General features: G+C 69.3%; 16 protein-coding genes. All 16 read left to right on the top strand.

The window, feature by feature from the left end; all coding sequences use genetic code 11:
• The first annotated feature begins 205 nt into the window (after positions 1-205).
• The 16 genes from ACWCQK_RS21025 to atpD all read left to right on the top strand — a co-directional run bounded on the left by ACWCQK_RS21025 (position 206) and on the right by atpD (position 15721).
• Positions 206-1345: an LCP family protein gene (locus tag ACWCQK_RS21025; RefSeq protein WP_451156953.1), complete on the top strand. Its 1140-nt coding sequence runs from the start codon at positions 206-208 to the stop codon at positions 1343-1345.
• Between the two features lie 237 nt (positions 1346-1582).
• Positions 1583-1807: a 50S ribosomal protein L31 gene (gene rpmE, locus ACWCQK_RS21020; RefSeq protein WP_385776107.1), complete on the top strand. Its 225-nt coding sequence runs from the start codon at positions 1583-1585 to the stop codon at positions 1805-1807.
• Positions 1808-1916: 109 nt separating this feature from the next.
• On the top strand, positions 1917-2993 hold the full coding sequence (gene prfA / locus ACWCQK_RS21015) for a peptide chain release factor 1 (RefSeq protein ID WP_451156951.1): 1077 nt from the start codon (positions 1917-1919) through the stop codon (positions 2991-2993).
• A 48-nt stretch (positions 2994-3041) separates the two neighbouring features.
• Positions 3042-3887 carry a peptide chain release factor N(5)-glutamine methyltransferase gene (gene prmC / locus ACWCQK_RS21010; protein WP_451156949.1) on the top strand — a complete coding sequence of 282 codons (846 nt, stop codon included), beginning with the start codon at positions 3042-3044 and terminating at the stop codon, positions 3885-3887.
• A 53-nt stretch (positions 3888-3940) separates the two neighbouring features.
• Complete coding sequence (locus tag ACWCQK_RS21005) at positions 3941-4588, top strand: L-threonylcarbamoyladenylate synthase (protein ID WP_451156947.1); 648 nt, start codon at positions 3941-3943, stop codon at positions 4586-4588.
• Positions 4585-5253: an arsenate reductase/protein-tyrosine-phosphatase family protein gene (locus ACWCQK_RS21000; RefSeq protein WP_451156945.1), complete on the top strand. Its 669-nt coding sequence runs from the start codon at positions 4585-4587 to the stop codon at positions 5251-5253. Before ACWCQK_RS21005 ends, ACWCQK_RS21000 begins: the two co-directional genes overlap by 4 nt.
• Before the next feature lie 133 nt (positions 5254-5386).
• Positions 5387-6625 (top strand): serine hydroxymethyltransferase, encoded by a 1239-nt coding sequence (locus tag ACWCQK_RS20995; protein ID WP_451156943.1) that lies wholly within the window; start codon positions 5387-5389, stop codon positions 6623-6625.
• A 129-nt stretch (positions 6626-6754) separates the two neighbouring features.
• A complete protein-coding gene (locus ACWCQK_RS20990) occupies positions 6755-8089 on the top strand; it encodes an MraY family glycosyltransferase (protein WP_451156941.1) in 1335 nt (444 codons plus the stop codon).
• A gap of 302 nt (positions 8090-8391) precedes the next feature.
• Positions 8392-8850 carry a hypothetical protein gene (locus ACWCQK_RS20985; RefSeq protein WP_451156939.1) on the top strand — a complete coding sequence of 153 codons (459 nt, stop codon included), beginning with the start codon at positions 8392-8394 and terminating at the stop codon, positions 8848-8850.
• A 210-nt stretch (positions 8851-9060) separates the two neighbouring features.
• Positions 9061-9900 (top strand): F0F1 ATP synthase subunit A, encoded by an 840-nt coding sequence (gene atpB, locus ACWCQK_RS20980; protein ID WP_451156937.1) that lies wholly within the window; start codon positions 9061-9063, stop codon positions 9898-9900.
• 75 nt (positions 9901-9975) lie between these two features.
• Entirely contained in the window at positions 9976-10206 is a 231-nt protein-coding gene (gene atpE, locus ACWCQK_RS20975) for an ATP synthase F0 subunit C (RefSeq protein ID WP_103780068.1), read from the top strand.
• Positions 10207-10248: 42 nt separating this feature from the next.
• Positions 10249-10797 carry a F0F1 ATP synthase subunit B gene (locus ACWCQK_RS20970; RefSeq protein WP_451156935.1) on the top strand — a complete coding sequence of 183 codons (549 nt, stop codon included), beginning with the start codon at positions 10249-10251 and terminating at the stop codon, positions 10795-10797.
• A complete protein-coding gene (locus ACWCQK_RS20965) occupies positions 10794-11615 on the top strand; it encodes a F0F1 ATP synthase subunit delta (RefSeq protein ID WP_451156933.1) in 822 nt (273 codons plus the stop codon). The genes ACWCQK_RS20970 and ACWCQK_RS20965 overlap by 4 nt, the downstream gene beginning before the upstream one ends.
• A gap of 141 nt (positions 11616-11756) precedes the next feature.
• Complete coding sequence (atpA, locus tag ACWCQK_RS20960) at positions 11757-13346, top strand: F0F1 ATP synthase subunit alpha (RefSeq protein WP_451156931.1); 1590 nt, start codon at positions 11757-11759, stop codon at positions 13344-13346.
• 21 nt (positions 13347-13367) lie between these two features.
• Positions 13368-14285, top strand: coding sequence for a F0F1 ATP synthase subunit gamma (locus tag ACWCQK_RS20955; RefSeq protein ID WP_451156929.1), 918 nt, complete (start codon positions 13368-13370; stop codon positions 14283-14285).
• Complete coding sequence (atpD, locus tag ACWCQK_RS20950) at positions 14285-15721, top strand: F0F1 ATP synthase subunit beta (RefSeq protein WP_451156927.1); 1437 nt, start codon at positions 14285-14287, stop codon at positions 15719-15721. Before ACWCQK_RS20955 ends, atpD begins: the two co-directional genes overlap by 1 nt.
• The last annotated feature ends 47 nt before the right edge of the window (positions 15722-15768 follow it).

The following is a 15768-nucleotide window of genomic DNA, read 5'->3' as shown; positions in this document are numbered from 1 at the left end:
TGCGGACCGGGCCGGTTCGGTGGCGGAAACCGCAGGTGAGCGGCGTACGCCCCGGTTTGGTGACTACGCGCTGTGCACGCAACGGCACCCGTCGGACGCGGAGCGTTGTGCAACTCTTTCCCGAGTTTCCCCGTCTGACCGGACGGAGCGACGATGAAGCTAGGGGGATTCCCCCGAACGAGCGACACCGGGAGCCGAGGAGCACATGTCTGCCGAGAGCACGCCGGAGCCCGGCATACCGGGACCCCCCGCCGCCGGCGGCCCCCGCCGCCGCGCCAAGGGCCGCCGCCGCAAGAGCCGCGGCAAGCGGGGCAAGGGTCTGCTCATCATGGCCTGGACCGCGGCGGGCGTCCTAGTCCTGGGCGGTACCGGCGCCGGCTACCTGTACCTCAAGCTCAACGACAACCTGAAGTCCGTCGACATCAACCAGGCCCTGGGCAGTGACCGGCCCACCCGGACCGACAACGGTTCCGAGAACATCCTGGTGCTCGGCTCGGACACCCGCTCCGGCTCCAACAAGAAGCTCGGCGGCGGCACCGACGACGGCAGCGCCCGCTCCGACACGGCGATGGTCGTGCACGTCTACAAGGGCCACAAGAAGGCCAGCGTGGTCTCCATCCCGCGCGACACCCTCGTCGACCGCCCCGCGTGCACCGACGCCCACGGCACCAGGCACACCGCCGCGACCGGCGTGATGTTCAACTCCGCCTACTCCACCGGCGGCGCCGCCTGCGCCGTGAAGACGGTCGAGGCTCTCAGCGGCGTCCGCATGGACCACTACCTGGAGGTCGACTTCAGCGGCTTCCAGAAGCTCGTCGACGAGCTCGGCGGTGTCACGGTGACCACCACCGAGAACATCAGCGACCCCGACAGCCATCTGCACCTCAAGGCCGGCACGCACCGGCTCACCGGGGCGCAGGCGCTCGGGCTGGTCCGCACCCGGCACGCCGTCGGCGACGGCTCCGACCTCGGCCGCATCCAGCTCCAGCAGGCGTTCGTCAAGGCCCTGGTCGACCAGGTCAAGGACGTCGGCCTCTTCACCAGCCCCAAGAAGCTGGTCGATCTCGCCGACACCGCGACCAAGTCGGTCACCGCCGACTCCGAGCTGGGCTCGGTGAACTCCCTGCTCGACTTCGTGAACGGCCTCAAGGGCATCGGCGCGTCCCACATGACGATGGTCACGCTGCCGGTGCTGTACGACCCGGCGGACCCCAACCGCGTCGTCGTCGCCGAGGCCAAGTCGAAGCTGGTCTGGAACGCCCTGCGCGAGGACCGGCCGATCCCGAGGTCCGCCACCAAGGGCACCGTGACCGGCGGCGCCAAGGGCGTCGTGACCTCGTCCTGAGCCCCCACGGGGGCCGCTCCCGCCAGGGCGGGCAGCCCCTCCCCGGGCTCCTCCCCAGCCTCTTCCCGGCCCTTCACCGGCCCCTCCCCGGCTCTCCGCCGGGTCCGGGGAATAGATCGGCTCACCCCCCGGTTTTGGGGGATGCGCCCAGTCCTGGCAGACTGGTACGTCGGCTCCGGTTCACGCTCCCGCATCCCGCGGCTGCGACCCGGCGCCCTCCCGAAACTAGGAGACACCTTGAAGCGCGACATCCACCCCGAGTACGTCGAGACGCAGGTCAGCTGCACCTGTGGCGCGTCGTTCACCACCCGTAGCACCATCGACTCCGGCACCATCCGGGCCGAGGTGTGCTCCGAGTGCCACCCGTTCTACACGGGCAAGCAGAAGATCCTCGACACCGGTGGCCGTGTGGCCCGCTTCGAGGCCCGCTTCGGCAAGGCATCCGCCGGCTCCAAGAAGTAGCGAGCCCCATTTCGCCGGTCCACGGCCGCGCCCCTTCACCGGGGCGCGCCCGGGACCGGCGTTTTTGGTCGCCCGCCTTCCCTTTCGTCACGCAGTACAGGAGCCCAAGATGTTCGAGGCCGTCGAGGAACTCGTCGGTGAGCACGCCGACCTGGAGACGAAGCTCGCCGACCCGTCGGTCCACGCCGACCAGGCCAACGCGCGCAAGCTGAACAAGCGCTACGCCGAGCTCACCCCGATCGTCGCCACGTACCGCTCCTGGAAGCAGACCGGCGACGACATCGAGACCGCGCGCGAACTGGCCGCCGACGACCCGGACTTCGCCGCCGAGGTCAAGGAGCTGGACAAGCAGCGCACGGAGCTGACGGAGAAGCTGCGGCTGCTCCTCGTCCCGCGCGACCCCAGCGACGACAAGGACGTCATCCTCGAGATCAAGGCGGGCGCGGGCGGCGACGAGTCCGCCCTGTTCGCCGGTGACCTGCTGCGCATGTACCTGCGCTACGCCGAGCGCATCGGCTGGAAGACCGAGATCATCGACGCCACCGAGTCCGAGCTGGGCGGCTACAAGGACGTCCAGGTCGCCGTGAAGACCAAGGGCGGCCAGGGCGCCACCGAGCCCGGCCAGGGCGTCTGGGCCCGGCTGAAGTACGAGGGCGGCGTGCACCGCGTGCAGCGGGTGCCGGCCACCGAGTCGCAGGGCCGCATCCACACCTCGGCGGCGGGTGTGCTGGTCACCCCGGAGGCCGAGGAGGTCGAGGTGGAGATCAACCCGAACGACCTGCGCATCGACGTGTACCGCTCGTCCGGCCCCGGCGGCCAGTCCGTCAACACCACCGACTCCGCGGTGCGCATCACGCACCTGCCCACCGGAGTCGTCGCCTCCTGCCAGAACGAGAAGAGCCAGCTGCAGAACAAGGAGCAGGCGATGCGTATCCTGCGCTCCAGGCTGCTCGCGGCGGCGCAGGAGGAAGCGGAGCGGGAGGCCGCCGACGCCCGCCGCAGCCAGGTCCGCACCGTCGACCGCTCCGAGAAGATCCGCACGTACAACTTCCCGGAGAACCGGCTCTCGGACCACCGCGTCGGCTTCAAGGCGTACAACCTTGACCAGGTCCTGGACGGAGACCTCGACGCGGTGATCCAGGCCTGTGTCGACGCGGACTCGGCGGCGAAGCTCGCGGCCGCGTAAGGACGGACGTATCCACGTACGAGGACGAGTACGACACGGAGGACTTGCGTGAACCTGCTGCTCGCAGAGGTGGCCCAGGCCACCCAGCGGCTGGCCGACGCCGGCGTGCCCTCGCCGCGCAACGACGCGGAGGAGCTCGCCGCGTTCGTGCACGGCGTGAAGCGGGGCGCGCTGCACTCCGTGAAGGACGCGGACTTCGACGCCCGCTACTGGGAGGCCATCGCGCGCCGTGAGCAGCGCGAGCCGCTCCAGCACATCACCGGCCACGCCTTCTTCCGGTACCTGGAGCTCCAGGTGGGCCCCGGTGTCTTCGTGCCGCGCCCCGAGACGGAGTCCGTCGTCGGCTGGGCCATAGACGCCGTACGCGCCATGGACGTGGTCGAGCCGCTGATCGTCGACCTGTGCACCGGTTCGGGCGCCATCGCGCTCGCGCTCGCCCAGGAGGTGCCGCGCTCGCGGGTGCACGCCGTGGAGCTGTCCGAGGACGCCCTCCAGTGGACCCGCAAGAACATGGAGGGGTCCAGGGTCGACCTGCGTCAGGGAGACGCCAGGGACGCCTTCCGCGACCTCGACGGCCAGGTCGACCTGGTCATCTCCAACCCGCCGTACATCCCGCTGACCGAATGGGAGTACGTCGCGCCCGAGGCGCGGGACTACGATCCCGAACTCGCCCTGTTCTCGGGCGAGGACGGGCTCGAACTCATCCGCGGCCTGGAACGCACCGCGCACCGGCTGCTGCGCCCCGGCGGTGTCGTCGTCGTCGAGCACGCCGACACCCAGGGCGGTCAGGTGCCGTGGATCTTCACCGAGGAGAAGGGCTGGGCCGACGCGGCCGACCACCCCGACCTCAACAACCGGCCCCGGTTCGCCACCGCACGCAAGGCGCTGCCGTGAGCGGCGCACCCCAGATCTCAGCCCAGCAGTACGTGTACGAGGAGGCCCGCTAGATGGCACGGCGATACGACACCAACGACGCGACCGACCGTGTGACCGGTCTGCGCGAGGCCGCGTCCGCCGTCCGCCGGGGCGAACTCGTGGTGCTGCCGACGGACACGGTGTACGGCATCGGCGCCGACGCGTTCTCCTCGGAGGCCGTCGCCGATCTCCTCGACGCCAAGGGCCGGGGCCGCAGCATGCCCACGCCCGTCCTCATCGGCTCCCCGAACACCCTGCACGGCCTCGTCACGGACTTCTCCGAGCTGGCCTGGGAGCTCGTCGACGCCTTCTGGCCGGGCGCGCTCACGCTCGTCGCCAAGCACCAGCCGTCCCTCCAGTGGGACCTGGGGGACACCCGTGGCACCGTCGCCGTCCGCATGCCGCTGCACCCGGTGGCCATCGAGCTGCTGACCGAGGTCGGCCCGATGGCGGTGTCCTCCGCGAACCTGACCGGCCACCCGTCCCCCGAGACCTGTGACGCCGCCCAGGAGATGCTCGGCGACTCCGTCTCCGTCTACCTGGACGGCGGCCCGACCCCCGGCAACGTGCCGTCCTCGATCGTCGACGTCACCCGCGAGGTGCCGCTGCTGCTGCGCGCGGGCGCGATCTCCGCGGAGGAGCTGCGGAAGGTCGTACCCGACCTCGAGGTGGCGAATTGACGGCCCCTGACGCGGGGCGTGGCATAGGCAACGGGGAAGTGACGGGAACCTTCGGGTTCCCGCGCGACAGCTTCCGCATCCTCCACGTCAGCACCGGCAACGTGTGTCGCTCGCCCATCACCGAGCGGCTGACCCGCCATTTCGTGGCGGACCGGCTGGGCGGTCTGCTCAGTGGTGGGCTCATCGTGGAGAGCGCGGGCACCTGGGGCCACGAGGGCGCGCCCATGGAGGCCAACGCGGAGACCGTGCTGGCCGACTTCGGCGCGGACGCCTCCGGCTTCGTCGGCCGGGAGCTGCTCGACGAACACGTCATCATGGCCGACCTGGTCCTGACGGCGACCCGCGACCACCGGGCCCAGGTCATCTCGATGGGTCATTCGGCGGGCCTGCGTACCTTCACGCTGAAGGAGTTCACCCGGCTGGTCCGCGCGATCGACCCGGCGACGCTGCCGACGCTGGACCACGGGGTGGTCGAGCGCGCGCGTGCGCTGGTGCGCGCGGCCGCCGCGCTGCGCGGCTGGCTGCTGGCGCCCACCGCCGAGGCGGACGAGGTGTACGACCCGTACGGGGCGCCGCTGCCGTTCTTCCGGTCGATCGGGGACGAGATACACGAGGCCCTGGACCCGGTGGTGACGGCGCTGACCGGAGTACCGGCGCGCGCCTAGGCCCTGCCGTCCGGACCGGCCCGGAGCCGCGGGGTGCGGCCCGAAGGCCCCTGACGGCGGCGGGTACCGGGCGCCGTGCGCGCCCCCGGCCTACATTGGACGTACGTCACCGTCGACGCGTCCGGAGCCCATCATGGCGGTCACTCATACCTTCCAGGCCGATGTCCTGCGCCGGCAGGACCCCGAGCTGGCCGACGTCCTGCTCGCCGAGCGCGAGCGGCAGGCGACGTCGCTCCAGTTGATCGCCGCCGAGAACTTCACCTCGCCCGCCGTGCTGGCCGCGCTCGGCTCGTCGCTGGCGAACAAGTACGCCGAGGGCTATCCGGGGGCCCGCCACCACGGCGGGTGCGAGCTCGTGGACGTCGCCGAGCGGCTCGCGGTGGAGCGGGCGAAGGCGCTGTTCGGCGCCGAGCACGCCAACGTGCAGGCGCATTCCGGATCGTCCGCGGTGCTCGCCGCGTACGCCGCGCTGCTGCGCCCCGGTGACACCGTCCTCGCCCTCGGGCTGCCGTACGGCGGTCACCTCACGCACGGCTCGCCGGCGAACTTCTCCGGGCGCTGGTTCGACTTCGTCGGCTACGGGGTGGACGCCGAGAGCGGGCTCATCGACTACGACCAGGTGCGCGCGCTGGCCCGTACGCACCGGCCGAAGGCGATCGTGTGCGGCTCCATCGCCTACCCCCGGCACATCGACTACGCCCTGTTCCGGTCGGTGGCCGACGAGGTGGGCGCCTATCTCGTCGCCGACGCCGCCCATCCCATCGGTCTGGTCGCCGGGGGAGCGGCGCCGAGTCCGGTGCCGTACGCCGACATCGTGTGCGCCACCACGCACAAGGTGCTGCGCGGGCCGCGCGGCGGCATGATCCTGTGCGGCGCGGAGCTCGCCGAGCGGGTGGACCGGGCCGTCTTCCCGTTCACCCAGGGCGGTGCGCAGATGCACACGATCGCCGCGAAGGCGGTGGCGTTCGGGGAGGCGGTGACGCCGGCCTTCACGGTGTACGCCCATCAGGTGGTCGCCAACGCCAGGATGCTGGCGGACGGGCTGGCGGCGGAGGGCCTGGCCGTCACCACCGGCGGGACCGACACCCACCTCATCACCGCCGACCCGGTGCCGCTCGGCGTCGACGGGCGCGGCGCGCGTGGCCGCCTCGCGGCGGCCGGCCTGGTCCTGGACTGCTGCGCACTGCCGCACGGCGACGCCCGCGGCCTGCGGCTGGGCACGGCCGCGGTGACCACGCAGGGCATGGGGCAGAACGAGATGGCGCGGATCGCCGCGCTGCTCGGGGGCGTGCTGCGCGGGGAGATCGAGGGTGGTCGGGCCCGGCAGGAAGTGCGCGAACTCACGCGGGCATTTCCGCCGTATCCCGGCTGAACGGGGGTAGGCGGGCCCGAGTGCACAGGCACACGTGCAACCATCGTCGCTACCCGGAAGTCCCCAACCTTATGCGGCCCTCGCTAGGGTGTGGGGCTGAGATGGCCAGCGAGACCTGTGGGGAAGCCCGTGCGTGAATACCTGCTGACGCTCTGCATCACGGCCGCGGTGACGTATCTGCTGACCGGGCCGGTGCGGAAGTTCGCGATCGTTGCCGGAGCGATGCCGGAGATCCGGGCACGTGACGTGCACCGGGAACCCACTCCGCGGCTCGGCGGGATCGCGATGTTCTTCGGCCTGTGCGCCGGACTGCTGGTCGCGGACCACCTCACCAATCTCAACGAGGTCTTCGAGAAGTCGAACGAGCCGCGGGCGCTGCTCTCCGGGGCGGCGCTGATCTGGCTGATCGGTGTCCTGGACGACAAGTTCGAGATCGACGCCCTGATCAAGCTGGGCGGCCAGATGATCGCCGCCGGCGTGATGGTCATGCAGGGTCTGACGATCCTGTGGCTGCCGGTGCCGGGTGTCGGCACGGTCGCGCTGACCCAGTGGCAGGGCACCCTGCTGACGGTCGCGCTGGTCGTCATCACCATCAACGCGGTCAACTTCGTCGACGGCCTCGACGGTCTGGCGGCCGGCATGGTGTGCATCGCGGCCGCCGCGTTCTTCATGTACGCCTACCGGATCTGGTACTCGTACGGCATCGAGGCCGCCGCCCCGGCCACGCTGTTCGCGGCGATCCTGATGGGCATGTGCCTGGGCTTCCTGCCGCACAACGCGCATCCCGCCCGGATCTTCATGGGCGACTCGGGCTCGATGCTCATCGGCCTGGTGCTGGCGGCCGGCGCGATCTCCGTCACGGGGCAGGTCGACCCGGACGTGATGAAGCTGTTCTCGGGATCCGAGCGCAGCGCCGTGCACCAGATGGTGCCGGTCTACATCCCGCTGCTGATGCCGCTGACCATCATCGCGATCCCGGCCGCGGACCTGATCCTGGCCATCGTGCGGCGCACCTGGCGCGGCCAGTCGCCGTTCGCCGCGGACCGCGGGCACCTGCACCACCGGCTGCTGGAGATCGGGCACTCGCACAGCCGCGCGGTGCTGATCATGTACTTCTGGTCGGCGCTGATCGCGTTCGGCGCGCTCGCCTACTCGGTGAACGCGGCGTCCATGTGGATCGTGCTCGGCGTCGTCCTCCTCTGCGCGATCGGCCTGGGGCTGCTTCTGCTGCCGCGCTTCACCCCGCGGGCCCCGCGCTGGGCCGAGCACTTCGTGCCGCCGCGCTACCGGCGTCGCCGCCGGGTCCGGGAGGCGCCCGAGGCGGAGCCGGCGACGGCCTACGCGGCCGAGGCGCCCGCCGAGGACGAGGACGAGGAGGAGCGCGCTCCGGTCGCGGCCGGTATGTCCGGAGTGTCAGGGGTCAACGGGGCAACCGCCATCGGCCCGCGCTCGCGCCTGCGTTGACGCCTCAAGGTAAGAATCTGACTAGAGCATTGCCAACTCGTGGGGGAGCAAACTGCTCCAATACCAGACATGTTGGCTCTGTTTTTGCACAGACGCGCACTGTCACTCTCATGTGTGACAGCAAGCACACCTACCAGGTAAAGACCTCATCAAATAGTTTGTGATACGGTTCACGAGAACCCGGGATGGGGCCGAAGGACCGTAGTGCGACGGTCCCTTGGCGTGAGGTCATCCACACTCGGCCCGGGACTACGCTCGTCCATGACGACACCCCTTCCCCCTTTGAAAGCGGAGTTGCCGCCATGCCGTCCAACGACGTCCGGATCCTGGCTCAGGCCGCTGTGCCCACAGCTGCCGTCGGCGCGATCGCCGCCGTCGTCAGCGGCGTGGTCGCGGGTGGCAAGGGTGCGGTCGGGGCGATCGTGGCGACGCTGATCGTGATCCTCTTCATGGGAATCGGGCTGTACATCCTGCAGCGCACCGCCAAATCGCTTCCGCACCTGTTCCAGGCGATGGGTCTGATGCTGTACGCGGCGCAGATCCTGCTGCTGTTCATCTTCGTCGCGGCCTTCAAGCACACGACGCTGTTCCACCCCCGGGCTTTCGCGCTCACGCTCGTCGCCGGCACCCTCACCTGGATCGCCGCGCAGACGCGTGCCCACATGAAGTCCAAGATCCTCTACGTCGAACCCGATTCGACCACCTCCACGACCGCCTCCTCGAAGGGTGACAAGCCCGAGAAGCCGGGGCACTCGTCGTGAGGGGTAGGGCCGGGATAAAGCCGCATGAGAGATCCTGCTATCGTCCGGTGCCAACTGCGGCATCGCGGGCGCGGGCATCCGAGCTGACGCCTGCTCAATCGCGAGGCGAGATGCCCCTCAGCCGCCCCCACATCCGTAACACCAGTCCCGTGCCGAACTGCGGCCCCGCGCCGCGCCGACACAACGAGGTTGCCGTACCTATGCGCCACGATGAAGGAGCCCGCGGTGAGTGCTGACCCGACGCAGACGCTCGCTTTCGACACGAGCTGCCACCTGTTCGACGGGTGCGGCTTCCCGGCTCCGGGCCTGCACTCGTTCATGTTCGAGCCGCTCTGGGGCGACGCCGACGGCAACGGCCTCTACTTCAACAAGCCGATGCTGCTGGCCCTGCTGGGTTCCATCATCGTGGTGGGCTTCTTCTGGGCCGCGTTCGCCAAGCCGAAGCTCGTCCCGGGCAAGCTCCAGATGATCGCCGAGGCGGGGTACGACTTCGTCCGGACCGGCATCGTCTACCAGACGATCGGCAAGCGCGAGGGCGAGAAGTACGTACCGCTCGCCGTCTCGCTGTTCTTCTTCATCTGGATGATGAACCTCTGGTCGATCGTCCCGGTCGCCTCTTTCCCGGTGACCTCGATCATCGCCTACCCGGCGGTGCTCGCACTGATCGTCTACATCACCTGGGTCTCCCTGACGTTCAAGCGCCACGGCTTCGTCGGCTTCTGGAAGAACGTCACCGGATACGACAAGTCGCTCGGTGCGGTGCTGCCGCTGTCGATGACCATCGAGTTCTTCTCGAACCTGCTGGTCCGGCCGTTCACGCACGCCGTCCGACTGTTCGCGAACATGTTCGCCGGTCACACCCTGCTGCTGCTCTTCACGATCGCCAGCTGGTACATGCTGAACGGCATCGGCATCGCGTACTCGGGTGTCTCGTTCGTGATGGTCATCGTGATGACCGCCTTCGAGCTCTTCATCCAGGCGGTTCAGGCGTACGTCTTCGTCCTCCTGACCTGCACCTTCATCCAGGGCGCGCTCGCCGAGCACCACTGAGCAGGCCCCTCCCTCACCCAAGAGACAACCGGTGGCCAACCCCCACCGGTCACTGAAAGAGAAGGAAGAACCGGCATGTCCGCTCTCCAGACCCTCGCTGCGGTTGACGGCAACCTCGGCTCCATCGGTTACGGCCTCGCCGCGATCGGCCCGGGCGTCGGCGTCGGCATCATCTTCGGTAACGGCACCCAGGCCCTGGCCCGCCAGCCCGAGGCGGCCGGCCTGATCCGCGCCAACCAGATCCTCGGCTTCGCTTTCTGTGAGGCGCTGGCCCTCATCGGCCTCGTCATGCCGTTCGTCTACTAAGACGAACGACAGCGACAGCCCCATTCGACGAAAGGCACTGATGTGAACCCCCTGGTTCAGCTGGCGGCCGAGGCGGAGAAGGAGAACCCCCTCATTCCGCCGTGGCCGGAGCTCGTCATCGGCCTGATCGCCTTCGTCATCGTCTTCGGCTTCCTCGCCAAGAAGCTCCTTCCGACCATCAACAAGGTCCTGGAAGAGCGTCGCGAGGCCATCGAGGGCGGTATCGAGAAGGCCGAGGCCGCACAGACCGAGGCCCAGAGCGTCCTTGAGCAGTACAAGGCCCAGCTCGCCGAGGCCCGCCACGAGGCCGCGCGGCTGCGCCAGGAGGCGCAGGAGCAGGGCGCCACGCTCATCGCGGAGATGCGCGCGGAAGGCCAGCGGCAGCGCGAGGAGATCGTCGCCGCCGGTCACACCCAGATCGAGGCCGACCGCAAGGCCGCTTCTGCCGCGCTGCGGCAGGACGTCGGCAAGATCGCCACCGACCTGGCCGGCAAGCTGGTCGGCGAGTCCCTCGAGGACCACGCCCGCCAGAGCCGTGTGATCGACCGCTTCCTCGACGAGCTCGACGCGAAGGCCGAGGCGGCTCGATGACTGCACACGGAGCGAGCCGCGAGGCGTTCGCAGCTGCCCGTGAGCGTCTCGACGCGCTGACGGACTCCACGTCCGTGGACGCCGGCCGGCTCGCCGACGAGCTGGCCGCCGTCACCGCGCTGCTCCACCGCGAGGTGTCGCTGCGTCGGGTCCTCACCGACCCGGCGCAGGCCGGTGAGGCCAAGGCCGAACTGGTCCAGCGACTGCTCGGCAGCCAGGTCAGCGGCCCGACCGCCGACCTGGTGGCCGGCACGGTGCGCTCGCGCTGGTCGCAGCCCCGCGACCTGGTGGACGTGCTGGAGGAGCTGGCGAGCATCGCCGACCTCACCGCGGCGGAGAAGGCGGGCACGCTCGACGACGTCGAGGACGAGCTGTTCCGGTTCGGCCGGATCGTCTCCTCGAACACGGAGCTGCGGGCCGCGCTGACCGACCGCAAGGCCGCCGCCTCGGCGAAGGACCAGCTGCTGCACCGGCTGCTCGACGGCCGGGCGAAGGTGACCACCGAGCGTCTGGTGACGCGCCTGGTGACCGCGCCGCGTGGACGTAGCCTGGAGGCGGGACTGGAGTCCCTGTCCAAGCTCGCCGCCGAGCGCCGGGACCGCGCGGTCGCCGTCGTGACCTCGGCGGTACCGCTGAGCGACACGCAGAAGCAGCGCCTGGGCGCCGCCCTCGCGAAGCTCTACGGCCGCAAGATGCACCTCAACCTGGACGTGGACCCCGAGGTCCTCGGCGGGATGCGGGTACAGGTCGGCGACGAGGTCATCAACGGCTCGCTCGCGGACCGTATCGAGGACGCCGGCCGCCGACTGGCGAGCTAGCTGCCCCGCCGCAACTCAAAACGTAGTACGTAGGCAATGACGGCCCTGGTTGGGCCGTGCAGAGGATTCACCTCATTCAGGGGGGAGTCCCCATCCCCCCAAGTGAAACTTCGGGCCCAACAAGGAGAGCAGGGAACCCAGATGGCGGAGCTCACGATCCGGCCGGAGGAGATCCGGGACGCGCTGGAGAACTTCGTCCAGTCGTACAAGCCGGACGCGGCCTCGCGCGAGGAGGTCGGTACGGTCACCCTTGCCGGCGACGGCATCGCGAAGGTCGAGGGGCTTCCCTCGGCCATGGCCAACGAACTGCTGAAGTTCGAGGACGGCACCCTCGGCCTCGCGCTCAACCTGGAAGAGCGCGAGATCGGCGCCATCGTCCTCGGTGAGTTCAGCGGCATCGAGGAGGGTCAGCCGGTGCGCCGCACCGGTGAGGTGCTCTCCGTGGCGGTGGGCGAGGGCTACCTCGGCCGTGTCGTCGACCCGCTCGGCAACCCGATCGACGGCCTCGGCGAGATCGAGACGTCCGGCCGCCGTGCCCTGGAGCTCCAGGCTCCGGGTGTCATGGCCCGTAAGTCGGTGCACGAGCCGATGGAGACCGGCTACAAGGCCGTCGACGCGATGACCCCGGTCGGCCGCGGCCAGCGTCAGCTGATCATCGGTGACCGCCAGACCGGCAAGACCGCGCTGGCCGTCGACACGATCATCAACCAGCGTGACAACTGGCGCTCGGGTGACGTGAACAAGCAGGTCCGCTGCGTCTACGTCGCCATCGGCCAGAAGGGCTCGACCATCGCCTCCGTGCGTGGCGCCCTCGAAGAGGCCGGCGCGCTGGAGTACACGACCATCGTCGCCGCCCCGGCGTCCGACCCGGCCGGCTTCAAGTACCTGGCGCCGTACACCGGTTCGGCCATCGGTCAGCAGTGGATGTACGAGGGCAAGCACGTCCTCATCATCTTCGACGACCTTTCGAAGCAGGCCGACGCCTACCGCGCCGTGTCCCTGCTGCTGCGCCGCCCGCCGGGCCGCGAGGCCTACCCGGGCGACGTCTTCTACCTGCACTCCCGTCTGCTGGAGCGCTGCGCGAAGCTCTCCGACGAGCTGGGCGCCGGCTCGATGACCGGTCTGCCGATCGTCGAGACGAAGGCCAACGACGTCTCGGCGTTCATCCCGACCAACGTCATCTCCATCACCGACGGCCAGTGCTTCCTGGAGTCGGACCTGTTCAACGCCGGTCAGCGCCCCGCGCTGAACGTCGGTATCTCCGTCTCCCGAGTCGGTGGTTCCGCGCAGCACAAGGCGATGAAGCAGGTCTCCGGCCGCCTCCGCCTCGACCTCGCCCAGTACCGTGAGCTGGAGGCGTTCGCCGCCTTCGGTTCCGACCTGGACGCCGCGTCGAAGTCCCAGCTGGAGCGTGGTCAGCGTCTGGTCGAGCTGCTCAAGCAGGCTCAGTACCAGCCGATGCCGACCGAGGACCAGGTCGTCTCCGTGTGGGCCGGTACCACCGGCAAGATGGACGACGTCCCGGTCTCCGACGTCCGCCGCTTCGAGAAGGAGCTCCTGGAGCACCTGCACCGCAAGGAGCAGGGCCTCATGACCTCCATCAAGGAGGGCGGCAAGATGTCGGACGACACCCTCATCGCAGTTGCCGACGCGATCGCCGAGTTCAAGAAGCAGTTCGAGACCTCGGACGGCAAGCTCCTCGGCGAGGACGCCCCGGCCGCGGCCAAGTGACGTAAGGAAGGGACCTGACTCATGGGAGCCCAGCTCCGGGTCTACAAGCGTCGCATCCGATCCGTCACCGCGACCAAGAAGATCACCAAGGCGATGGAGATGATCGCCGCCTCGCGTGTCGTCAAGGCGCAGCGCAAGGTGGCGGCCTCCACGCCGTACGCGACCGAGCTCACCCGCGCGGTCACGGCGGTCGGTACCGGTTCGAACACCAAGCACGCGCTGACCACGCAGGCCGAGACGGTCGTGCGGTCCGCGGTGCTGCTCCTGACGAGCGACCGCGGCCTCGCCGGCGCGTTCAACTCCAACGCCATCAAGGCCGCGGAGCAGCTGACGGCGCGCCTCGAGGCCGAGGGCAAGCAGGTCGACACGTACATCGTCGGCCGGCGTGGTCTCGCGCACTACCACTTCCGTGAGCGCAAGGTCGCGGAGTCGTGGTCGGGCTTCACGGACGAGCCGACGTACGCGGACGCCAAGAAGGTCGCGGCCCCGCTGATCGAGGCCATCGAGAAGGAGACGGCGGACGGCGGCGTGGACGAGATCCACATCGTCTTCACCGAGTTCGTCTCGATGATGACGCAGACGGCGCTCGGCGACCGTCTGCTGCCGCTCAGCCTCGACGAGGTCGCCAAGGAGTCCGCGGCGACGGGCGAGATCCTTCCGCTGTTCGACTTCGAGCCCTCGGCGGAGGACGTCCTCGACGCCCTCCTGCCGCGCTATGTGGAGAGCCGCGTCTACAACGCTCTCCTCCAGTCGGCAGCCTCGAAGCACGCCGCCACCCGGCGCGCGATGAAGTCGGCGACCGACAACGCGGGAGAGCTCATCGAGACGCTCTCCCGCCTCGCCAACGCGGCCCGCCAGGCCGAAATCACCCAGGAAATCAGCGAGATCGTCGGTGGCTCCGCAGCCCTGGCCGACGCGACCGCGGGGAGTGACAGGTAATGACGACGACAGTTGAGACGGCCGCTGCCACGGGCCGCGTCGCCCGGGTCATCGGCCCGGTCGTCGACGTGGAATTCCCCGTCGACGCCATGCCGGAGATCTACAACGCCCTTCACGTCGAGGTCGCCGACCCGGCGAACGAAGGCGAGAAGAAGACGCTGACCCTGGAGGTCGCCCAGCACCTGGGTGACGGCCTGGTCCGCACCATCTCCATGCAGCCCACCGACGGTCTGGTCCGCCAGGCCCCGGTCACCGACACCGGCACGGGCATCACCGTCCCGGTCGGCGACTTCACCAAGGGCAAGGTGTTCAACACCCTCGGTGAGGTGCTGAACGTCGACGAGCAGTACGAGGGCGAGCGCTGGTCCATCCACCGCAAGGCCCCCAACTTCGACGAGCTCGAGTCGAAGACCGAGATGTTCGAGACCGGCGTCAAGGTCATCGACCTTCTCACCCCGTACGTCAAGGGTGGAAAGATCGGTCTGTTCGGTGGTGCCGGCGTCGGCAAGACGGTGCTCATCCAGGAGATGATCTACCGCGTCGCCAACAACCACGACGGTGTCTCCGTGTTCGCCGGTGTCGGCGAGCGCACTCGTGAGGGCAACGACCTCATCGAGGAGATGGCCGACTCGGGCGTCATCGACAAGACCGCCCTCGTCTTCGGCCAGATGGACGAGCCCCCGGGCACCCGTCTGCGCGTGGCCCTGGCGGGTCTGACCATGGCGGAGTACTTCCGCGATGTGCAGAAGCAGGACGTGCTGTTCTTCATCGACAACATCTTCCGCTTCACCCAGGCCGGTTCCGAGGTCTCGACCCTGCTCGGCCGGATGCCCTCCGCGGTGGGCTACCAGCCGAACCTGGCCGACGAGATGGGTCTCCTCCAGGAGCGCATCACCTCGACCCGTGGTCACTCGATCACCTCGATGCAGGCGATCTACGTCCCCGCGGACGACCTGACCGACCCGGCCCCGGCCACCACCTTCGCCCACCTCGACGCGACGACGGTGCTCTCCCGTCCGATCTCGGAGAAGGGCATCTACCCGGCCGTGGACCCGCTGGACTCCACGTCCCGCATCCTGGACCCGCGCTACATCGCGGCGGACCACTACAACACCGCGATGCGCGTGAAGACGGTCCTCCAGAAGTACAAGGACCTCCAGGACATCATCGCGATCCTCGGTATCGACGAGCTGGGCGAGGAGGACAAGCTCACCGTCCACCGTGCCCGTCGCGTGGAGCGCTTCCTGTCCCAGAACACCCACGTCGCCAAGCAGTTCACCGGCGTCGACGGGTCGGACGTCCCGCTGGACGAGTCGATCACCGCGTTCAACGCGATCATCGACGGCGAGTACGACCACTTCCCGGAGCAGGCGTTCTTCCTGTGCGGTGGTATCGAGGACCTCAAGGCCAACGCCAAGGAGCTGGGCGTCTCCTGAGCCTCGTGCTCTTGCGGAGGGGGCGGGCGCGTCCCGCCCCCTCTGTC

The organism is Streptomyces sp. NPDC002306, from assembly GCF_053593435.1.
This window is presented reverse-complemented; position numbering and strand designations above follow the sequence as displayed.

Excerpts from the sequence above, each read along its gene's own strand:
- ACWCQK_RS21025 (WP_451156953.1), top strand. The coding sequence starts at position 206 with ATGTCTGCCGAGAGCACGCCGGAGCCCGGCATACCGGGACCCCCCGCC.
- prfA (WP_451156951.1), top strand. The coding sequence starts at position 1,917 with ATGTTCGAGGCCGTCGAGGAACTCGTCGGTGAGCACGCCGACCTGGAG.
- ACWCQK_RS21005 (WP_451156947.1), top strand. The coding sequence starts at position 3,941 with ATGGCACGGCGATACGACACCAACGACGCGACCGACCGTGTGACCGGT.
- ACWCQK_RS20995 (WP_451156943.1), top strand. The coding sequence starts at position 5,387 with ATGGCGGTCACTCATACCTTCCAGGCCGATGTCCTGCGCCGGCAGGAC.
- ACWCQK_RS20985 (WP_451156939.1), top strand. The coding sequence starts at position 8,392 with ATGCCGTCCAACGACGTCCGGATCCTGGCTCAGGCCGCTGTGCCCACA.
- atpB (WP_451156937.1), top strand. The coding sequence starts at position 9,061 with ATGAAGGAGCCCGCGGTGAGTGCTGACCCGACGCAGACGCTCGCTTTC.
- atpE (WP_103780068.1), top strand. The coding sequence starts at position 9,976 with ATGTCCGCTCTCCAGACCCTCGCTGCGGTTGACGGCAACCTCGGCTCC.
- ACWCQK_RS20965 (WP_451156933.1), top strand. The coding sequence starts at position 10,794 with ATGACTGCACACGGAGCGAGCCGCGAGGCGTTCGCAGCTGCCCGTGAG.
- atpA (WP_451156931.1), top strand. The coding sequence starts at position 11,757 with ATGGCGGAGCTCACGATCCGGCCGGAGGAGATCCGGGACGCGCTGGAG.
- ACWCQK_RS20955 (WP_451156929.1), top strand. The coding sequence starts at position 13,368 with ATGGGAGCCCAGCTCCGGGTCTACAAGCGTCGCATCCGATCCGTCACC.
- atpD (WP_451156927.1), top strand. The coding sequence starts at position 14,285 with ATGACGACGACAGTTGAGACGGCCGCTGCCACGGGCCGCGTCGCCCGG.